The sequence below is a fragment of the Leifsonia sp. Soil_N53 genome (assembly GCF_057655165.1).
Map to the genome: position 1 here is coordinate 44,536 of NZ_JBDGMM010000038.1, position 18,134 is coordinate 62,669.

Sequence of the window (18,134 nt, forward strand, 5' to 3'; positions counted from 1 at the left end):
ACAATTGAATTGACCGATGTCACGGTCATCGGCGGAGTCGACACCCACAAGCACACCCACTACGCAGCAGCGATCGACGACCACGGTCGGCTGCTCGGCCACCACGAGTTCCCCGCCACCGGACCCGGCTACGACGCTCTTCGGTCCTGGATGCGCAGCTACGGCAGCCTGACCTCCATCGGAGTGGAAAGCACCGGCTCGTTCGGCGCCGCGCTCGCCCGCGAACTGACGCGAAGCGGTGAACACGTCATCGAGGTGAACCGCCCGAATCGGATCGCAAGGCGCATGGACGGCAAGTCCGATCGCCTGGACGCGGAGCAGATCGCCCGCGCGGTGCTCGGCGAGACCTCCACCGCTGTCCCCAAGGGCAAGTCCGGCGCGATCGAGGTGATCCGCACCCTGCGGGTCGCGCGCTCTGGCGCGGTCAAAGCACGCACCCAGGCTTTCAACGCCCTGTTCGGCGTGATGATCGGCGCACCCTCGCAGCTGCGCGACGAGCTCGTCGATCTGACCAAGCGCACACTGGTGAACCGATGCCTCCACCTACGACCGGAGACCGAGAATCTGCTCTCACTAGCGTCGGATCCCGCTCGTCTGCACCTGGGCGGCGATCGGGCGGGATGCGGCGGCGGTGCGCGGGCTTGCGGTGCTGGGGGCTGTGCGGCCCTGAGGTCGGGGCGGGGGCACCGCGAGACACCCACGCATAAAAGCGGCCGCCGCACCCCTCCGCAGGGTGCGACGGCCGCTGTCCGGGTCGGGAGGCTTACGCCTTCCGCATGTAGGCGCGCACCGTGAGCGGGGCGAAGACGGCGACGATGACCGCCGCGCCGAGCAGCGCCCACCAGCCGTCCACGCCGAAGGTGCCGCTGTTCGCGAGGTCGCGCACCGCGGTCACCAGGTGCGAGACCGGGTTGATGTTGACGAACCACTGCAGCCACTGCGGCAGCGTGTTCACCGGCACGAAGGCGTTCGAGAAGAACGTCAGCGGGAACAGCACCAGGAACGAGATGCCCTGGACCGAACCGGCCGTGCGCGCGATCACGCCGAAGAACGCGAAGATCCAGCTGATCGCCCAGGCGCAGACGATGACGAGCAGGCCGGCGAGGATCACGAAGCCGAGGCCGGCCGCGGGCCGGTAGCCCATGAAGAACCCGGTGACGAAGGTGATCGTGGTCGCGATCGCGTAGCGCAGCGTGTCGGCCAGCAGCGCGCCCGACAGGGGTGCGATGCGCGCGATCGGCATGGACTTGAAGCGGTCGAAGACGCCCTTGTCCATGTCCTCCCGGAGCTGCACGCCGGTCACGACGGACGTCGTGATGACGGTCTGGGCGAGGATCCCGGGGATGAGGTAGGGCAGGTAGCCCGAGACGCTCCCGGTGATCGCGCCGCCGAACAGCAGCGCGAACATGATCGTGAAGATGATCGGCTGCAGCGTCACATCGAACAGCTGCTCGGGCGTCCGCTTGATTTTGAGGAGGCCGCGGTGGGCCATCGTGACCGTGTTGGCCAGGGTCTGGCTGAGGCTGACGTGGTTCTTCAGGTTCCGCTCGGCGGGTGGGGTGATGGTGGCGATGGCGCTCATGCCCTGACTCCTTCTGACGTGGCGGCCTGCTCGGCCTCGGCGGACTCCTCGTCCGTGGCGGTCTCCTCTTCGACGCCGTGGCCGGTCAGCGTGAGGAACACCTCGTCGAGCGTCGGCTTCTGAACGGACATCTCCTGGAGGTGGATCCCGGCCTCGCGGAACGTGACGAACAGGTCGGTGACGGCGTCGGCGTCGCGCATCGGCGCGGTGAGCCGGGAGCCCTCGGGCGAGACGACGGCCTCCACGCCGAGCACGGTGGCGATGGCGCGTCGGGCGTCCTCGATGTCGGCGGGGTCGGCCAGGCGCAGCTGCAGGGACGACTCCCCCACCGACGCCTTGAGCTCGTCGGCGGTGCCCTCGGCGACCACACGGCCGCGGTCGATGACCGCGATCCGGTCGGCGAGCTGGTCGGCCTCGTCGAGGTACTGCGTGGTGAGCAGCACGGTGGAGCCGGTGGCGACCAGGCGGCGGATGGTGTCCCACATCTGGGCACGGGTCCGCGGGTCGAGGCCGGTGGTCGGCTCGTCGAGGAAGATGAGCGGCGGCTGGGCGATGAGGCTGGCCGCCAGGTCGAGACGCCGGCGCATGCCGCCGGAGAACTTCTTGAGCGGTCGCTTGGCCGCGTCGGAGAGCCCGAACTCCTCGAGGAGCTCGGCGGTCTTGGCCTTGGCCTCCCGGCCGCTCAGCCCGAGCAGGCGGGCGAAGATCATGAGGTTCTCGTTGGCGGAGAGCGTTTCGTCGACGGAGGCGAACTGGGCGGTCACGCCGAGGAGCTGGCGGACGACCTGCTGCTCCTTGCGGATGTCGTGACCGAAGATGAACGCGTCGCCGCCGTCCGGGCGGAGCAGGGTGGCGAGCATGGAGATAGTGGTGGTCTTCCCGGCGCCGTTCGGGCCGAGGACGCCGTAGACGGTGCCGGCGCGGACGGTGAGATCGACGCCGTCGACCGCCCGGTTGTCGCCGAAGACCTTGACGAGCCCGTGGGCCTCGACGGCCCACTCGGTGCTGCGAGTCATGGTGGTCCTTCCTGATGAGGTGGATGAGTCGATGGTCGCCGAGGCCGCTTGCACGGCGCTTACCGGCCGCTTACGCGGCGCTTACAACGGGATGGCTCAGGCCATCCCGCGGAGCGCCGCGACGACCGCAGGCCGGTCCACGCCGGCCAACGTCAGCGCCCGAGGGACCGTGCCGAGTTCGAGTCCGAAGATCGCGGTCACGAGGTCGGCCTCTCCCGAGCGCTGGCGGCGGTGGGCCGACGCGACGCGGTGGGCGCGGGTGAGCGCCTCCCGTGCCGATGCGCCCCAGCGCGGACGGGCGACGCGGGGCGAGGCGACGAGCCGCTCCTCCGGGGGCGGCGTGACTCCGGCCACGCGGAGGCTGGCCTCCCGCTCGGCGAGCAGGGCGGACTCCAGGCCCGCAGGGTCGAGGCCGGCCGACGCGAGGACGTCGCGGACCGTTCCGCTGCCGTCGCGGGACAGCGCGAGCAGCAGATGCTCCGCCTCCACGAGGGTCGCGTTGCGGCGCTGCGCCTCGGTCACCGAGGCGAGCACGACGGTGCGGAGGGCCTTGGAGAGGGGCTGGCCCGGCGCGTTGTTGGCGGTTCCGGGTGGGATGTCAGACATTTCGTCTCCTCAGGGCGATGCCTGCAGCGGCGACGCGGCGCAGGTGCTTCTTGTGCACGGCCTGGCGGGTGACGCCGAGCGCGTCGGCGATCTGGGTCCAACTCCAGCCGTCGCGGAGGGCGTGTTCGACCTCCGCGTCTTCGAGCCGGTCGGCCAGCTCGCGCAGGGCGACGACGGCGGCGAGGCCGTCGGCGACCCCGCCGAGCGGGTCCGGAGCCGAGGTGGGAGGGTTCATGGAGGCAACTTTAGTTGCTTAATTCGATTTGTCAACTTAAGTTGCTTCAGGCCCGGCGCACGCGAGTAGTGTGACCGCTATGGACATCGGCGTCGGAACGACCGTCTGGCTCGGGGACCGCCCGGGCGTCGTGGTGGAGGGACCGGACGAGGGCGGCCAGTTCCTCGTCGAGTACACGCCCGTCGAGGGCGGCCTGGAGACCACCTGGTGCCCGCCGGGAGACCCTCGGGTGCACGTTCGCGATACCTGAGTTCTGCGCGAGAATCCTGCGCCGATGTGCACGTTCACGCGGGAATCCCGCGCGAACGGCGACGTACACTGGTGAAGTGACAGCGTACGTCTCCGCCTTCGACCTGTTCTCGATCGGCATCGGGCCCTCGAGTTCGCACACCGTCGGACCCCTCCGGGCGGCGAAGGCGTTCGCCGACCGCCTCGTCGCCGACGGGCTCGTGGACCGCGTCGACCAGGTGACATGCACCCTGTACGGCTCCCTCGGCTCCACCGGGATCGGGCACGGAACGCCGGACGCGGTGATCGCGGGTCTCCGCGGCAACGAGCCGGAGAACTGCCGCCCCGAGGACGTCCGCGGGGCCTGGTCCGGGATCGGCGACAGCGCGACATTGCGACTGGCCGGCGTGCGCGACATCCCGCTCGCCAAGGACGACATCGACTTCGAACCGCGCACCCGCCTGCCCGGTCACCCGAACGCGCTCACCCTGCGCGCCTGGGGCCGCAGCGCGGACGGCACGCGCGAGCCGCTCCCCCTGCTCGAGGAGACGTACTACTCGATCGGCGGCGGCTTCATCCGCCGTGACGGCGAGGAGGCGGACCTGGCCGCGCGCGCAGCGCACCCGCTGCCGTACGACTCGGCCGAGGAGCTCATGGCGATCTGCGCCCGGCTGGACATCCCGATCTGCGAGGTCGCCCGTCGCAACGAGGTCGCCCTGCACGGCGCGGAGGCCACCGACGCGCGCCTCGACCTGATCTGGGAGGCCATGGCCGAATGCGTCGCGCGCGGCCTCGCCGGCGACGGCACCCTCCCGGGCGGGCTCGGCGTCAAGCGCCGGGCGGCCGCGATGCGGGAGCACCTGGAGCGGGTCCAGGACGAGCCGGGCCGCGCGACGTCGCTGGAGTGGCTGCACGCCTTCGCGCTGGCCGTCAATGAGGAGAACGCCTCGGGAGGCCGCGTCGTCACCGCGCCGACGAACGGTGCAGCCGGGATCGTGCCCGCGGTCGCGCACTACTACCTGAGGTTCGTGCCGGGCGCCTCGGTCGACGGCATCCGCAAGTACCTCCTGACGGCGACCGCGATCGGCTCGCTGTTCAAGGCGAACGCGTCGATCTCCGGAGCCGAGGGCGGCTGCCAGGCGGAGGTCGGCTCGGCCTGCGCGATGGCGGCGGGCGCGCTCTGCGCGGTGCTCGGCGGGACTCCCGCCCAGGTCGAGAACGCGGCCGAGATCGCGATGGAACATCACCTCGGCCTCACCTGCGACCCGGTCGGCGGGCTCGTCCAGATCCCGTGCATCGAGCGGAACGCGATCGCGTCCTCCACGGCGGTCTCCGCCGCGCGGCTGGCCCTGCACGGCGACGGATCCCACCTCGTCTCGCTCGACACCGTGATCGAGACGATGCGCCAAACCGGCCTCGACATGTCGACCAAGTACAAGGAGACCAGCGAGGGCGGCCTCGCGGTCAACGTCATCGAGTGCTGACCGGCGACGTAACAAACCGGCTCGCCCGTTACGCACGGTTGCGCGCGTCCTAGGGCGGCGTCGGAGGCCCCCGTTAGCGTGGGTCGCATGACCCTCACGACCGAGCGATCCGACGAGCCGAACGTCCCCGATCGGAGCGCCCTCACCGACGCCGCCCGCCGCGACGACTCCCGCCGTGCCCACGGGAACGGCGAGGTGCGCACTACAGCGCTGGGCGCCGCGCTCGCCGGGCCGCTGGTGTCCACCCAGTGGCTCTGCGATCACCTCGGAGCGGACGGTCTCATCGTGATCGACGCCTCCGTGGTCGCGGTCACCGACGCCGACGGTCGCACGGGCTACGTCAGCGGGAACGAGCGGCACCAGCAGGGGCACCTCCCTGGAGCGGTGTTCGCCGACCTGCTCGATGTGTTCAGCGACCCGACCGCGCCGTTCCCGTTCACGCGCCCGGGTGCCGAGGCGTTCGCCGCCGCCGCGTCCGCGCTGGGGGTGGACGCGGACAGCACCGTGGTCGTCTACGACGGCGCGGTGGGCCAATGGGCCTCGCGGCTGTGGTGGTTGTTCCGCTCGTTCGGGCACGAGCGCGTCGCGGTCCTCGACGGCGGCGTGACGAAGTGGCGCGAGGAGGGCAGGCCGATCGAATCGGGAACGGTGACGCCCGAACCCGCGGACCGCTTCGTCCCCCGCGAGCGGCCCGGTTTCTGGAGCGACCGCGACGACGTCGCTGCAGTGCTCGCCGGCGACCGGCCGGGGACGCTCGTATGCGGCACGCCGCCGAAGGACTTCGCCGCCCGGCACATCCCGGGCAGCGTGAGCGCGCCAGCCGTTCGACTCGTGGACCGCGAGACGAACGCGTTCCTTCAGCGCGCGGCGCTGCACGCCCTGTTCGCCGACGTGCTCGCCACGCCCGAGCCGATCGTCGCCTACTGCGGCGGCGGGATCGCGGCGGCCGCCGATGCCCTCGCTCTGGCGCTGCTCGGCCGGGACGACGTGACCGTCTACGACGGGTCGCTCAACGAGTGGGCGTCCGATCCGGCCGCGCCGCTCGCGAGCGTCTGAGCACGGCGAACCCGGGCGTACGTCCGATCTCTCTGTGAGCGGCCCGCCCGTAGCTGGGTCTTCGCCGCATCGGTCGATTCGCGTCCGCGGCGGGACGTAGGCTCGGAGCATGACCCTGATGGACATCCCGTTCCACACCATCGACGGAGTTCCGACCAGCCTCGCCGCCTACGCGGGCAAGGTCGTCCTCGTCGTCAACGTCGCCTCCCGCTGCGGACTCGCTCCGCAGTACGAGAAGCTCGAGACGCTGCAGAAGACCTACGGCGACCGCGGGTTCACCGTGATCGGCTTCCCGAGCAACCAGTTCCTCCAGGAGCTCAGCTCGACGGACGCGATCAAGGAGTACTGCTCGACGACGTGGGGCGTCACGTTCCCGATGATGGAGAAGGTGCGGCTGAACGGCCGCAACGCCCACCCGCTCTACACGGAGCTGACCACGCACCCGGACGAGGACGGGAAGGCCGGCAAAGTGAAGTGGAACTTCGAGAAGTTCGTCATCACGCCGGATGGCGCGGTGCACCGTTTCCGCCCGCAGATGGAGCCGGACGACCCGCGGATCGTCGGACTGATCGAGGCATCGCTGCCCGCGACGGTGTGAGCCGCGCGGGTCAGGCCCGGCGGAACCAGCGGCCGCCCACCCGTTCGGTGAGTCGCCAGTCGCCGGTCTGCGCCAGCGCTCCGACGGCCGCAACGGCATGCTCGGCGACACGCAACGCGTCGTGTGCGCCGTCGGCGGTGAAGCGCACGGTGAGGCGGGCCTCCCGGCTGACGATGTCGACGCTCGTCGCCTCGACCGTGGTCAGCGTGGCGACGGCGGCCGCAGCTGCAGGCTCCACATCGGCCGGCGCGACGTCGGGCCGCAGCCGCCCGACGGGGATGATCACACGAAACGAAGGCACGCGCCGAGCCTACGTCGGATACCGGAACCCAGGCGTACGCTGACACGGCGGGATCGGAAGGGGGTGCGTGGATGCACACCGAATCACCGGAGACACGAGAGCTGTACATCATCCAGGACGTCGGACTGACCACGGATGAGCTGGACGGCTTCGCCAGGATGCTGGACGAGCGACGCCAAGGGGACGTCGCCGAATCGCAACGGCTCGCCGAGGCGCTCGGCTCGCTGCTGTCGTCGCGGTCGGAGTCGACCGCCGACGACGAGCACGACCCGGAAGGGTCGACGCTGAGCTCGGAGTGGAGCCGGCTCCAGGCGCTCCGCTCGGAGACCGCCGCGGACATCGCGGCGGTGGACGCCGCGCGCGAACGGATCCGGCTGGGACGCTACGGCACGTGCGCGACCTGCGGCCGTGCGATCGGCGTTCAACGGCTGGAGGCGCGCCCGACGACGGAGCTGTGCATCGTGTGCGCGGTGGCGGCGGAGCGCTGAGCGCCCACCCGCCCCCTCACCGCGGGGCGCGGGACGCCCGGTAGACGGCCTCCGTGCGGCTTGCGGCGCCGACCTTGCGGAGGATGCTCGAGACGTGGACGCTTGCGGTCTTGGCGGAGATGAAGAGGGCCTCGCCGATCTGCTTGTTGCTCAGGCCCTGCTCGATGAGGGCGAGGACCTGCTCCTCGCGGTCGGTGAGCGGGGCGCCGGGGCCGAGGGCGGGCGGGCCGCCGACCGCGCGGTTGGCGCGCGACGACACGAGGGCCGACGCCGCGTCGGCGAGGAGGCCGAAGCCGGTGCGGTCGGCCTCGTCGCGGGCCGCGACAGCCAAGCGTTCCGCGGTGGGGCGGTCGCCTGCGGCGCGTGCGACGCGGGCGGCGCGGACAAGGGCGTACGGGTGCAGGTGCGCAGGCGCGAGCGGTGACGCGGTCGCCTCGACCGCGGCATCCCAAGCGGTGCGGGCGCCGTCGAAACGGTCGGGTGCGGACGCGTCGGCGGATGCCCCCGCGCCGTCGTCGCTCGGCACCCCGGCAGCGGCCAACGCGGTCGCCAGCTCGGCGCGGATGAGCGGGCCCCACGCGACAGCGGTCGGCCACGCCTCGATCGCGGAGAGCGCGGCGTCGAGACGGATCGCCTCCACGGAGACGTCGACAGGGGCATCGCGCTCCTCGCGCTCCTGCGGCGGCCGGAAGGCCACGTCCGCGAGGGCGCGCGCCGCCGCCGCGAGGACCGGCAGGTCGTAGGCCGGGAGCGGCCGGTGGGTCGCTGCGCGCACGGGGGCGGTGTGCTCCCACGCGTCGAACGCGTCGCCGCGGGCGATCGCCACCTCGGCGGTCAGCCGGGCGACGCCGAGCTCCGACTGCACCTCCAGCTCGCCCAGAGTGCGTAGCCCGCCGTGCCAGCGACGCAGCAGGGCCTCCGTCGTCTCGAGGTCGCCGCGCCACAGCGTGATCCACAGCTTCATGCGCTGCAGGTGCGCGCGGAAGCTCGGCGGCGGGTCCAGGGCGAGGGCCGGGTCGAGGAGCGCCTCGGCCCGGTCGAGCTCGCCGAGGGCCAGGAGCGGCTCCACGGTGTTGGAGGACAGGATCACGCCGGACGTGCGCTCGACTCCGCGCTCCCGCGCCTCGCGGACGCCGGACTCGGCGAGCCGCACCGCCTCCGCGTAGCGGCCGAGGTTGTTCATCGCGTCGGAGGCGTTGACCGCGTAGCGCAGCTCCGCGGCGGTGTCGTGCTCGGCGAGGCGGCGCGCCTCGTCCAGCTCCGCCAGCCCGCGGTCCACCGCACCCATGGACACCAGCGAGCTACCGAGGATGTTGTGCGCCACCGAGCGGAGCGCGTCCGCGGCCTCGCCGGCCTCCTGGATCGCCTGGGTCGCCACGGTCACCGCCTCGTCGAACCGGGCGGCCAGCATGTACCGGGCGGCGAGCTCGGCGAGCAGTTGCCGCCGGAGGCCGTCCCCGTCCGGCAGCGTGCCGGGCGGAACCGTGTCCAGGGCGCTCTGCAGCAGCTCCAGCACGCCCATGCGGTTGAGGTTCTGGAGGTACTGCGCCTTGTCGCGCAGCAGCCGCGCCTGCCGTGCAGGCGCCACGTCACGCGCCGTCTCGAGCGCCACGTTGACAAGGGCGAGCGCGCGCTCGTTGTCGCCCGCGTTGCGCAGGGCCGACGCGGTGCGCGCCAGCAGCTCGGTGCGGCCGCCCGACTTCAGCCACCGCGCGCTCAGCTCGTCGGCGTCCGGCACGCTGTCCCACAGCTCCAGGGCGCGGTCGCCCATCGCGGCGGCGGTCGCGTAGGCGTACGACATCCGCGCCTCGCTCATCGCCTCCAAGGAGGCCGTGAAGGCTCGCCGCACGTCGTGGGCGGCCAGCCAGTGCGTGGAGAGCTGGGTGGCCGAGCGCTGCGGGCTCGCCTCCAGCGCCTCCGCGAAGCGCATGTGGAAGCGGGTGCGCTCCCCCGGCAGCAGGTCGGCGTGGATGGCTTCGCGGACGAGCGCGTGCCGGAAGGTGTACTCGGTGGAGTCGGCGACCAGGACGTTGGCGACCACGGCCTCCCGCGCCGCCGCGTCGAGCTCCTCCGGCGTGCCGTCGTACACCGCGCTGAGCAGCTCGTGGTCGACGCAGACCCCGCCGGCGGAGACCAGGCGCAGCAGCCGCTGGGCCGGATCGCTGAGCTTCTCGAACCGCGCGAGCAGCAGTTCGCGCAGGGTCTCGGGCAGGTCCTCCCCCGTGGCGAGGCCGTCGATGCCGATGAGTTCCTCGACGAAGAACGGGACACCCTCGCTCATCTCGTAGACACGGTCGACCGTCGCGGCGTCGGGCTCGCAGCCGAGCAGCCGGGCGATGAGCGCCTCCACTTGACCTCGGCCGAGCCGGGCGAGCTCCCAGCGGGTGACCCGCCGGGTGCGCTCCAGCTCCGCGAGATAGGCCCGCAGCGGATGCCCGCGCGTGACCTCATCGCTGCGGTAGCTGAGGAGCACGAGGATGTGGCCGCGCTCGGCCATGCGCACGACGAAGCGCAGCAATTCGAGCGTCGCGGTGTCGGCCCAGTGGAGGTCCTCCACCGCCAGCACGATCGGCCGGTCGGCGGAGAGCGTCTCGAACAGCACCGTGACGAGCTCGTACAGGCGTTCCGCGCCGGTGCGCGCGGGGACCGCCGAGTCGTCGGCCAGCTCCGGCAGCAGCACCGAGAGCACCCCTGCGCCGTGGCCCGCCGCCTCGAGCACGGCATCCAGCCCGCGCACCTCGATGAGCCGGCGCAGGATGGCGGCGAACGGCGCATACGGCACGCCGTCATTGCCGAAGTCGACGCACCGGCCGAGCAGGACCGTCGCCGACTCCTCTGCCTCGGCGAGGAACTCGGCGAGCAGCCGGGACTTGCCGATGCCCGCCTCGCCGCCGATCACGACGGCGCGGAGTCCGCCGTCGAGACGGACCCCCTGCAGCTCGTCGCGCAGCGCCTCGAGATCGGACTCGCGCCCGATCATCGTGGGGCTCGACGCCGGTGATCGCATGGCCTCATCGTGCCATGGACCACCGACATCCGGACCCCCCGCCCGACCCGCTTCGCCGACGGCAGAACCGGGGTCACCGCCCGGCGTGGGCGAGCTCCCGCCGCTGGTCGCCGGCGACCTCCGGCACGGGCTCCGAGGCCTGCCCGAACGCGGTCGTGCGCGGCGCCGCGACCGGCTCCGCGGCCTCCGGGATCGCCCGCGCCTCGCGCTGCGCACGGCGCCCGGCCGCGCGCTCCGCCCGGCGCTCCGCACGCTCCTCGCGGTGCCGGCGCACCAGCTCCCGGTCGTGCTCGGCCCGCCGGACATCCCCCGCGTACACCCGTGACGCCACGAACTCCTCGGACAGCATCATGATCCCCACACCCTTCGTCGTACTGCTTCTTGCGATGACCTCAGACTCGTCGCTAAGGCCCCCCTCCCACATCGGGAAGATGCCCTATTCCGGTGTCCGTAGGACTCAGATGCGGGCGCGCGGGGCTCGGCGGCAGGGCTCGACAGGGCGCACGGCCCGGGGGCAAGCTGGCGGCATGGCAACGGTCAACGAGCTCCAACCGCCTTACCGGGTCGGCTACATCGTCGGCAGCATCTCGTCGGGGTCCATTAACCGCAGGCTGTCGAAGGCCCTCCTGAAGCTCGCGCCGGACGAGCTGGTCTTCACCGAGATCGGGATCGCGGACCTCCCGCTCTACAGCCGCGACTACGACGGCGACTTCCCGGAGGTCGCCCGCGCGTTCAAGGCGACGATCGCGGCGCAGCAGGCGCTGCTGTTCATCACGCCGGAGTACAACCGTTCCATCCCGGGCGCGCTGAAGAACGCGATCGACTGGGCGAGCCGGCCGCACGGCGAGAACGTGATCGCCCGCAAGGCCACAGCCGTGATCGGGGCCTCCACCGGACCGATCGGCACCGCGGTGGCGCAGCAGCAGCTCCGCAGCGTGCTGAGCTTCCTGCAGGCGCCGCAGATGAACGCGCCGGAGGCCTACATCCAGCTGAGACCCGGGCTGATCGAGGACGACGGCAGGGTCACGAACGAGGCGACCGAGGCGCTCCTGCGCGGCTTCATGGTGTCGTTCTTCGAGTTCATCGAGCGGGTGCTGACCGTCGTGCCCGGCCCGAGGTGACCCGTGCTGCTCTCGGACGGCGACGCGTCGCGGAGCCTGGCGCTGCGGGCTGTCGCACGCGACGGCGACGCGCTCACGGTTGAGGCCGTCGCGGTCGACGGCGACCGGCGCTGGCGGCTCGTGGGACCGTTGCTGCGGGTGGAGGAGGCCGCGGAGCTCGGCGCCTGGCTTGCCGGCCTCCCGGGCGACCTGACGCTCGGAGCCGACGAGTGGATGACGCTGACGTTCACGTCGCGGGCGCTCTCGGTCGCGGGACGGCGCGTGCCGGGTGGCGTGGTCGAGTTGCGGGTGTCGGTGCTGGGGATGAGGGTGGAGGGCGAGGCGCCCCCGGCGGCCGGCGCGACAGCCCGAACCTCCGACGTGGTGCTCGGCCTCCGCCTCCCCGCGACGGCGGTGGAGCGGGCCGCCGTGGCGTTCACCGCCGAGACGGCCGCGCTCCTCCGCTGACCTGCCTGCGCTGACTACCTACGCTTTCCTCGATCGGCTCAGCGCCCTCCCTCGCGCTTGCGGTGCCGCTGCGCCACAGCCTGCGGGCCGTACGGATAGACCTCCGTGCGCGGGGCGCTCGCCTCGTCGAGCCGCGTGCGCTGCTCGTCGCTCAGCGTCAGGTCGGCCGCCGCCAGGTTGTCGTCCAGCTGCTCGATCGTGCGCGCCCCGAGGATGACGCTGGTGACCGCCGGGCGGTCGGCCAGCCAGGCGAGGGCCACCTGCGACATGCTCGCACCGGTCTCCTCGGCCACCGCCTGGACCGTCTCGATGACCTCCCAGGTGCGCGAATCCGCATTGCGGGCGTCGAAGGCCTCCATCCCGCGCTTCGGGTTCTCGCCCAGCCGGGTCGCGCCGGTGGGCGCCTCGTCGCGGCGGTACTTGCCGCTCAGCCAGCCGCCGGCCAGTGGCGACCACGGCAGGAGGCCGATCCCGGCGTCCAGTGCGGCCGGGACGATCTCGTGCTCGATGCCGCGCACCAGGAGGCTGTACTGCGGCTGCAGCGTGACAGGCGGCGCGAAACCGCGGGCGTCCGCGATCGCTGCGGCCTTCGTGAGCTGCCAGCCGAGATAGTTCGAGAAGCCGTAGTAGCCGATCTTGCCCGCGGTCACCGCGTCGTCGAGGAAGCGCAGTGTCTCCTCCAGCGGCGTCAGGGCGTCCCAGGCGTGCATCTGGTAGAGGTCGATGTGGTCGACGCCGAGCCGGCGCAGCGAGTCGTCGAGCGCCGTGCGCAGGTGCGTGCGCGACACGCCGAGGTCGTTCGAGCCCTGCCCCATCGGGAAGCGCGCCTTGGTCGCGATGACGAGCCCGCCGCGGGCGCCGTGGTGGCGGGCCAGCCAGCGGCCGATGATCGACTCCGATGTGCCGGTGCTGTACACGTCGGCGGTGTCGATGAGGGTGCCTCCCGCCTCCACGTACCGATCCAGGATGGCGTGGGAGGTGGGCTCGTCGGCCTCCGCTCCGAAGGTCATGGTGCCGAGCGCGAAGGCCGACACGATCGTTCCGCTGTTTCCGAGAGTCCTGAGGTCCATGACTTCGAAACTAGCCGGGCCGCGGCGGATCGCCTACCGTTTGCCGATGTGAAGCTGCTCATCCTCTCCGACACGCACGTCCCGACCCGGGCGAAGGCGCTGCCGCGGCAGGTGCTGGCCGAGGTGGAGGCGGCGGACGTCGTCCTGCACGCAGGCGACTGGGTCGACGAGGCCACGCTCGACGTGCTGGCGGAGCGGTCGCGGCGGCTGATCGGGGTGTGGGGCAACAACGACGGGCCCGGGCTGCGACGCCGGCTTCCGGAGGTCGCGCGTGCGGAGCTCGGCGGCGTCCGATTCGCGATGATCCACGAGACCGGGCCGGCGAAGGGACGCGAGCAGCGCTGCGACCGCGACTTCCCGGACACCGACGTGCTCGTATTCGGCCACTCGCACATCCCCTGGGACACGGTCTCCCCCGCCGGCCTGCGCCTGCTCAACCCGGGCTCCCCCACCGACCGCCGCCGCCAGCCCGCGTGCACCTACCTGACCGCGACCATCGCCGACCGCCACCTCTCCACCGTTCGCCTCACCACCCTCCCGCCCCGCTAGCCGCCGCCGAGCACAGGAAATCCGTCGGGTTTCTCGCGCGGGGACGACGTTTTTCCTGTGCTCGGCGGTTAGGGCAGGCGGAGGAGGCCGTCGGTTACGAGGGCTCGGATGGTGGGGAGGAGGTCGGCGCGGAGGGCGTTCTCGTCGACCTCCAGGAGTTGCGCCAGCGCGGCGACGATCGCGGCGACGCTGAGGTCGCCGTCGCACGCGCCGACCAGCGCGGCCAGGCCGGTGTCGGCGGCGACCAGGCGCCCGAAGCCGCCGCCCTGGCGGAGCAGGATGGCCGTGGGCGACTCGGCGCCGGGCCAGAGGTGGCGTTCCTCGGTCACATCGTCCGCGACGGTGAGGCACAGCGCCCCGAAGGCGTCGTCGTCGAGCGCGGCCTGGGCGTCGTGCGCGGCCAGGCACTCGCCGAGGTGGACTCCGAGGCCGGCCTGGTTCGCGCCGATCGCCCCATGCAGGCGCTCGAAGCGGCGCAACGTCGGCACGCCCTCCGCACGCCGCAGCAGCACGTAGCCGAAGCCGACCTCCCGCACACCACGCGCCCCGAAGTCGTCCAGCCACGCGCCCAGCAACGCGTCGAACGCGGTGCCCGGCCGGGTGCCGCCGTCGCGGATCCAGGTCTCGGCGTACTGGGCGGCGTCCTCCGTGTCGCGCTCGATCACCCAGGCGTCGAGAGGATGCGCGGAGCCCTCCACCCACCCGCGAACACGCTCCAGCGCGTCGGCGTTCGCGTGGTACTCCCAGTTGCCCAGGAGCTGAGCGACGCCGCCCGGGTTCAGGTGCGCGCCGCAGCCCGCGACGAACGCCGCGACCAGCGCGTCGCCGACCATGCCGCCGTCGCGGTACTCGTACGCGGGGACGCCCTCCGTGCGCGGCGTGATGACGAACGGCGGATTCGACACGATGTGGTCGAAGGCCTCCCCCGCGACCGGCTCGAACAGGCTCCCGAGCCGGAACTCGATCCCGTCGATCCCGTTGAGTTCGGCGTTCAGCGCCGCGAGCCGCAGGGCGCGCTCCGAGATGTCGGTCGCCACCACACGCTCGGCGTGCCGGGCGGCGTGCAGCGCCTGGATGCCGCAGCCGGTCCCGAGGTCGAGCGCGGTGCGCACCGGGCGCTGGAGCATGAGGCCGCTGAGCGTCATGGAGGCGCCGCCGACGCCGAGCACGTGGTCCTCGGGGAGCGGGCCGCCCAGCGCGAGCTCGCCCAGGTCGGAGACGATCCACCACTCGGCCGGGCCGAGCGCATCCACGAACGCGTAGGGGCGGAGGTCGACGGCCGGGGCGACATCGGCCTCCGCATCGTCCTGCCGGATCAGCCCCAGCTCGGTCGCGCCCGCCAGCCCGAGCGCAGGCAGCGCCGCAGCTGCTGAGCGCCGACCCACCGGCCTCCCGAGCACGAACAGGGCGGCGAGCGCCGCCAGCGGGCTGTCGTCGGCCCGCGCGAGCGCCCGTTCGGCGGGCACGCGCTGCCCGCGGTGCAATGCCTCTGCGGCCTCCTCACCCCACAGCGCGGTCAGGCCGTCGACGGTGAAACCGGCAGCGGCGAGGTCGGAGCGGAGCGCGGCGATGGAGGTCACCGGACAATTCAATCAGGAGCACAATGGGCGGCGTGAGCCAGGAACAGAAGAGGATCCGCCGACGGGCGATCGTGACAGGGATGGTGCAGGGCGTCGGCTACCGCTGGAGCGCCCGCGAGGAGGCGCACCGGCTCGGCGTCGCAGGCTGGGCGCGCAACCGCTCCGACGGCAGCGTGGAGGTGGAGGCCGAGGGCGAGGCCGCGAGCGTGGACCGGATGATCGACTGGCTGCGCGCAGGGCCTCCCGGGAGCGCGGTGGACGACGTGCGGGTGTCGGACGCGGTGCCGGACGGCGACGACGCGTTCCGCATCCGCCAGACCGACTAGCCGTGCGCCAGCCCTGACCGCGCCGACCCTGCCCGCGCCGACCCTGCCCGCGACGACCGGGCCGGGGCACAATAGGCACATGACCCGCGCGACGCTGCTGACCATCACCGTGCCCACCGGAGAGCCCGCCGACGGCGACCCGGGCTTCGCCCTCGCCGACTTCGACGCAGCGCAGGTGCGGATCACCGACCTCGGCATCACCCGCGGCGACGGGGTGTTCGAGACCATCGCCGTCATCGACGGCCACCCGCAGGCGCTCGGCCCGCACCTGATGCGGCTCGCGCACTCGGCCGAGCTCCTCGACCTCCCGGAACCCGCCGAGCACGTCTGGCACGAGGCCGTGCTCGCCGGCGTCGCCGACTACCGGTCGCGCAACGGCGGCGGCGGCGAGCTGTTCGCCAAGCTGATCTACACCCGCGGTGTGGAGGGCGCAGGCCGGCCGAGCGGCTGGATCTTCGTCGACCAGGGCGAGGACTTCACCCAGCAGCGCCTCGGCCTGAAGGTGGTCACGCTCGACCGCGGCCTCCGGCACGACGTGGCCGAGACCTCCCCGTGGCTGCTCGCCGGCGCCAAGAGCCTGTCGTACGCCGTCAACCGCGCGGCCCAGCGGGAGGCCGCACGCCGCGGCGCCGACGACGTGATCTTCATCAGCTCGGACGGCTACGCGCTGGAGGGGCCGACCTCCAACGTCATCGTGCTCGCCGACGGGGTGGTCCGGACGCCGCAGACCGACCAGGGCATCCTCGCCGGCACGACGCAGGCGGCGGTCTTCGCGTTCTTCGAGCAGCGCGGCTACGCGACCGAGTACCGGCACATCACCGCGGAGGAGCTGGCGGACGCCGACGCTCTGTGGCTGGTCTCCAGCGTCCGCCAGGCGGGCCCGATCACCCACCTCGACGGCCGAGAGTACCCGGTGGACGCGGCGTTGACGGCCGACCTGAACGCGTACCTCCTGTCCCGCACCCACTGACCCGGCCGTCACCGACGGCTGGCGTCCGCAACGGAGGAGATGGGCCCGACGCGCCGGGCGATGGCAGCTTGCGGAGGAGAACCCGCGGGCTTGGGGCGGGATGTCCTCCGTTGGGTGCGGGCCGGCGGCCGGGGAGGCCGGGTGCGGACGTCACGGGATGTTCACCGGGGCGTGGACCTTCCGTTACACCCCGATTGGCGGTGCGCGCATTCGTCGTCTTAGGCTGTACGCACTGTGCCGGCGCCGACGCCGGGACCACCGCCAGGGGAAGGAGGTCGACGTGGACGAGCAGGTCCCGAGGAGCATCGAAGTGCTGCGCCAGCAGGCGCGCGACGAGCTCTCCGCGATCATCGAGCGCCGCTGCCGCGCCGGCGAGGACCCCTGGCACTTCATCCCCGATCTGCCGAGCGTCGACGAGCAGGTGGTCATCTCCCTGCGCGCGGGAGCGATCGAGGAGTTCGACCTCGCCGAGGAGCAATCCAGGGCGCACCACCCCGCCGCCGGGCGCGACACCTACACCCGCTTCGAGTACGGTGTGCTGCGCCGGATCGCCCTGGAGCACCCCGAACTGAGCGAAGCCGTCTGGGGGATGCTCGACAAGGTCGAGCGCGCGTAGTAAACCAGGCGGCATGGGGATCATCACCGCCGATATCGCCGTCTCGCTCGACGGGTTCGCCGCCGGGCCCAACCAGTCCCTGGAGAACCCTCTGGGCGAGCACGGGGTCGAACGGCTGCACACCTGGATGTTCGAGTATGCCGACGCGCACGCGGAGGAGATCGCCGCGATCACCGCGGCGGGCGCCTACGTGATGGGTCGCAACATGTTCGGCCCCGTCCGCGGGGACTGGCCGGCCGAGGACGCCCGCTTCGGCGACTGGCACGGCTGGTGGGGCGACGACCCGCCGTACCACGCGCCGGTGTTCGTGCTCACCCACTACGAGCGCGAGCCGATCGCGATGGAGGGCGGCACGACGTTCGAGTTCGTGACCGACGGCATCCACTCGGCCACCGACCGGGCGCGCGCGGCGGCCGGCGACGCGGACGTCTCGATCGCCGGCGGCGCGGAGACGCTCAACCAGGCGCTCTGGGCGGGCGTGGTGGACGAGCTGCGGCTGCACATCGTGCCGATCACGCTCGGCGAGGGCGAGCGGGTGTTCGACCGCGTGCCCTCCCTCCAGCTGGAGCTGCTGCGGTCGCGGGTCACGCCGGAGGTCGCCCACCTGACCTACCGGGTGGTGCGCTGACGCTGCTCAGACCAGCCCGGCCGGAGTCGTGACGGGAAGCGCGCACACGAAGTCGCGGCACTGGTAGGCGGTCGGGAGGCCGTCGCGCGTGCCGCGGGCGGTGAACAGTTCGAAGCCCGCCGCCGCCAGCGCCTCGCCCTGCGCCGCGTCCACGACCGCGACCAGGTCGGCGGGATGGCGGCGCGCGGCGGCGATCAGGCCCTCCGGGTCGGCGCGCGGCGCCATC

At 72.5% G+C, this 18,134-nt stretch carries 22 protein-coding genes and 1 pseudogene; 13 read left to right on the forward strand and 10 right to left on the reverse strand.

Features of this window, described 5'->3' with window-relative positions; translation table 11 throughout:
• The first annotated feature begins 9 nt into the window (after positions 1-9).
• A complete protein-coding gene (locus tag AC3A3H_RS03845; RefSeq protein ID WP_487613218.1) occupies positions 10-795 on the forward strand; it encodes an IS110 family transposase in 786 nt (261 codons plus the stop codon).
• On the opposite strand, the gene AC3A3H_RS03850 is transcribed toward AC3A3H_RS03845, so the two are convergent.
• The 4 genes from AC3A3H_RS03850 to AC3A3H_RS03865 form a co-directional block, all read right to left on the reverse strand.
• A complete protein-coding gene (locus AC3A3H_RS03850) occupies positions 764-1,582 on the reverse strand; it encodes an ABC transporter permease (protein ID WP_487613219.1) in 819 nt (272 codons plus the stop codon). The two genes, AC3A3H_RS03845 and AC3A3H_RS03850, sit on opposite strands and share 32 nt — an antisense overlap.
• Complete coding sequence (locus tag AC3A3H_RS03855) at positions 1,579-2,598, reverse strand: ATP-binding cassette domain-containing protein (protein WP_487613220.1); 1,020 nt, start codon at positions 2,596-2,598, stop codon at positions 1,579-1,581. The genes AC3A3H_RS03850 and AC3A3H_RS03855 overlap by 4 nt, the downstream gene beginning before the upstream one ends.
• Positions 2,599-2,694: 96 nt before the next feature.
• Positions 2,695-3,204: a Clp protease N-terminal domain-containing protein gene (locus tag AC3A3H_RS03860; RefSeq protein WP_487613221.1), complete on the reverse strand. Its 510-nt coding sequence runs from the start codon at positions 3,202-3,204 to the stop codon at positions 2,695-2,697.
• Positions 3,197-3,439 carry a helix-turn-helix domain-containing protein gene (locus AC3A3H_RS03865; protein ID WP_487613222.1) on the reverse strand — a complete coding sequence of 81 codons (243 nt, stop codon included), beginning with the start codon at positions 3,437-3,439 and terminating at the stop codon, positions 3,197-3,199. The genes AC3A3H_RS03860 and AC3A3H_RS03865 overlap by 8 nt, the downstream gene beginning before the upstream one ends.
• Positions 3,440-3,518: 79 nt before the next feature.
• Here AC3A3H_RS03865 and AC3A3H_RS03870 point away from each other — a divergent pair, with 79 nt between their 5' ends.
• The 4 genes from AC3A3H_RS03870 to AC3A3H_RS03885 all read left to right on the forward strand — a co-directional run bounded on the left by AC3A3H_RS03870 (position 3,519) and on the right by AC3A3H_RS03885 (position 6,805).
• Positions 3,519-3,689: a hypothetical protein gene (locus AC3A3H_RS03870; protein WP_487613223.1), complete on the forward strand. Its 171-nt coding sequence runs from the start codon at positions 3,519-3,521 to the stop codon at positions 3,687-3,689.
• Between the two features lie 76 nt (positions 3,690-3,765).
• Entirely contained in the window at positions 3,766-5,151 is a 1,386-nt protein-coding gene (locus AC3A3H_RS03875) for an L-serine ammonia-lyase (RefSeq protein ID WP_487613224.1), read from the forward strand.
• An 87-nt stretch (positions 5,152-5,238) separates the two neighbouring features.
• Positions 5,239-6,207, forward strand: coding sequence for a sulfurtransferase (locus tag AC3A3H_RS03880; RefSeq protein ID WP_487613225.1), 969 nt, complete (start codon positions 5,239-5,241; stop codon positions 6,205-6,207).
• A gap of 109 nt (positions 6,208-6,316) precedes the next feature.
• Positions 6,317-6,805: a glutathione peroxidase gene (locus tag AC3A3H_RS03885; protein WP_487613226.1), complete on the forward strand. Its 489-nt coding sequence runs from the start codon at positions 6,317-6,319 to the stop codon at positions 6,803-6,805.
• Positions 6,806-6,815: 10 nt separating this feature from the next.
• On the opposite strand, the gene AC3A3H_RS03890 is transcribed toward AC3A3H_RS03885, so the two are convergent.
• Positions 6,816-7,106 carry a hypothetical protein gene (locus tag AC3A3H_RS03890; RefSeq protein ID WP_487613227.1) on the reverse strand — a complete coding sequence of 97 codons (291 nt, stop codon included), beginning with the start codon at positions 7,104-7,106 and terminating at the stop codon, positions 6,816-6,818.
• A gap of 71 nt (positions 7,107-7,177) precedes the next feature.
• Here AC3A3H_RS03890 and AC3A3H_RS03895 point away from each other — a divergent pair, with 71 nt between their 5' ends.
• The gene (locus tag AC3A3H_RS03895; protein WP_487613228.1) at positions 7,178-7,594 is read left to right on the forward strand and encodes a TraR/DksA family transcriptional regulator; all 417 of its coding nucleotides are present in this window, start codon (positions 7,178-7,180) and stop codon (positions 7,592-7,594) included.
• Positions 7,595-7,610: 16 nt separating this feature from the next.
• Here the strand turns inward: AC3A3H_RS03895 and AC3A3H_RS03900 are convergent, their stop codons facing one another.
• Both AC3A3H_RS03900 and AC3A3H_RS03905 read right to left on the reverse strand, forming a co-directional pair.
• Complete coding sequence (locus AC3A3H_RS03900) at positions 7,611-10,601, reverse strand: helix-turn-helix transcriptional regulator (RefSeq protein ID WP_487613229.1); 2,991 nt, start codon at positions 10,599-10,601, stop codon at positions 7,611-7,613.
• Positions 10,602-10,674: 73 nt separating this feature from the next.
• Positions 10,675-10,953 (reverse strand): hypothetical protein, encoded by a 279-nt coding sequence (locus AC3A3H_RS03905; RefSeq protein ID WP_487613230.1) that lies wholly within the window; start codon positions 10,951-10,953, stop codon positions 10,675-10,677.
• Between the two features lie 175 nt (positions 10,954-11,128).
• Between AC3A3H_RS03905 and AC3A3H_RS03910 the strand changes: the two genes are divergently transcribed.
• Positions 11,129-11,722: an NADPH-dependent FMN reductase gene (locus tag AC3A3H_RS03910; protein WP_487613231.1), complete on the forward strand. Its 594-nt coding sequence runs from the start codon at positions 11,129-11,131 to the stop codon at positions 11,720-11,722.
• Between the two features lie 3 nt (positions 11,723-11,725).
• The gene (locus AC3A3H_RS03915; protein ID WP_487613232.1) at positions 11,726-12,169 is read left to right on the forward strand and encodes a WapI family immunity protein; all 444 of its coding nucleotides are present in this window, start codon (positions 11,726-11,728) and stop codon (positions 12,167-12,169) included.
• Between the two features lie 38 nt (positions 12,170-12,207).
• Here the strand turns inward: AC3A3H_RS03915 and AC3A3H_RS03920 are convergent, their stop codons facing one another.
• Positions 12,208-13,239, reverse strand: coding sequence for an aldo/keto reductase (locus AC3A3H_RS03920; RefSeq protein ID WP_487613233.1), 1,032 nt, complete (start codon positions 13,237-13,239; stop codon positions 12,208-12,210).
• A gap of 48 nt (positions 13,240-13,287) precedes the next feature.
• On the opposite strand from AC3A3H_RS03920, the gene AC3A3H_RS03925 reads away from it, so the two are divergent.
• On the forward strand, positions 13,288-13,788 hold the full coding sequence (locus AC3A3H_RS03925) for a metallophosphoesterase family protein (RefSeq protein WP_487613234.1): 501 nt from the start codon (positions 13,288-13,290) through the stop codon (positions 13,786-13,788).
• A gap of 68 nt (positions 13,789-13,856) precedes the next feature.
• Here the strand turns inward: AC3A3H_RS03925 and AC3A3H_RS03930 are convergent, their stop codons facing one another.
• The gene (locus AC3A3H_RS03930; RefSeq protein ID WP_487613235.1) at positions 13,857-15,368 is read right to left on the reverse strand and encodes a DUF7059 domain-containing protein; all 1,512 of its coding nucleotides are present in this window, start codon (positions 15,366-15,368) and stop codon (positions 13,857-13,859) included.
• Positions 15,369-15,400: 32 nt separating this feature from the next.
• On the opposite strand from AC3A3H_RS03930, the gene AC3A3H_RS03935 reads away from it, so the two are divergent.
• The 4 genes from AC3A3H_RS03935 (at position 15,401) to AC3A3H_RS03950 (ending at position 17,908) form a co-directional block, all read left to right on the forward strand.
• Positions 15,401-15,694, forward strand: a complete 294-nt coding sequence (locus AC3A3H_RS03935; protein ID WP_487613236.1) for an acylphosphatase — start codon at positions 15,401-15,403, stop codon at positions 15,692-15,694.
• 79 nt (positions 15,695-15,773) lie between these two features.
• Positions 15,774-16,664 carry an aminodeoxychorismate lyase gene (locus AC3A3H_RS03940; RefSeq protein WP_487613237.1) on the forward strand — a complete coding sequence of 297 codons (891 nt, stop codon included), beginning with the start codon at positions 15,774-15,776 and terminating at the stop codon, positions 16,662-16,664.
• Between the two features lie 280 nt (positions 16,665-16,944).
• Positions 16,945-17,280, forward strand: a complete 336-nt coding sequence (locus AC3A3H_RS03945; protein ID WP_487613238.1) for a hypothetical protein — start codon at positions 16,945-16,947, stop codon at positions 17,278-17,280.
• 13 nt (positions 17,281-17,293) lie between these two features.
• Complete coding sequence (locus AC3A3H_RS03950) at positions 17,294-17,908, forward strand: dihydrofolate reductase family protein (protein WP_487613239.1); 615 nt, start codon at positions 17,294-17,296, stop codon at positions 17,906-17,908.
• Positions 17,909-17,914: 6 nt separating this feature from the next.
• Here AC3A3H_RS03950 and AC3A3H_RS03955 read toward each other — a convergent pair.
• A pseudogene (locus AC3A3H_RS03955) lies at positions 17,915-18,134 on the reverse strand (thioredoxin domain-containing protein); the annotation flags it as partial.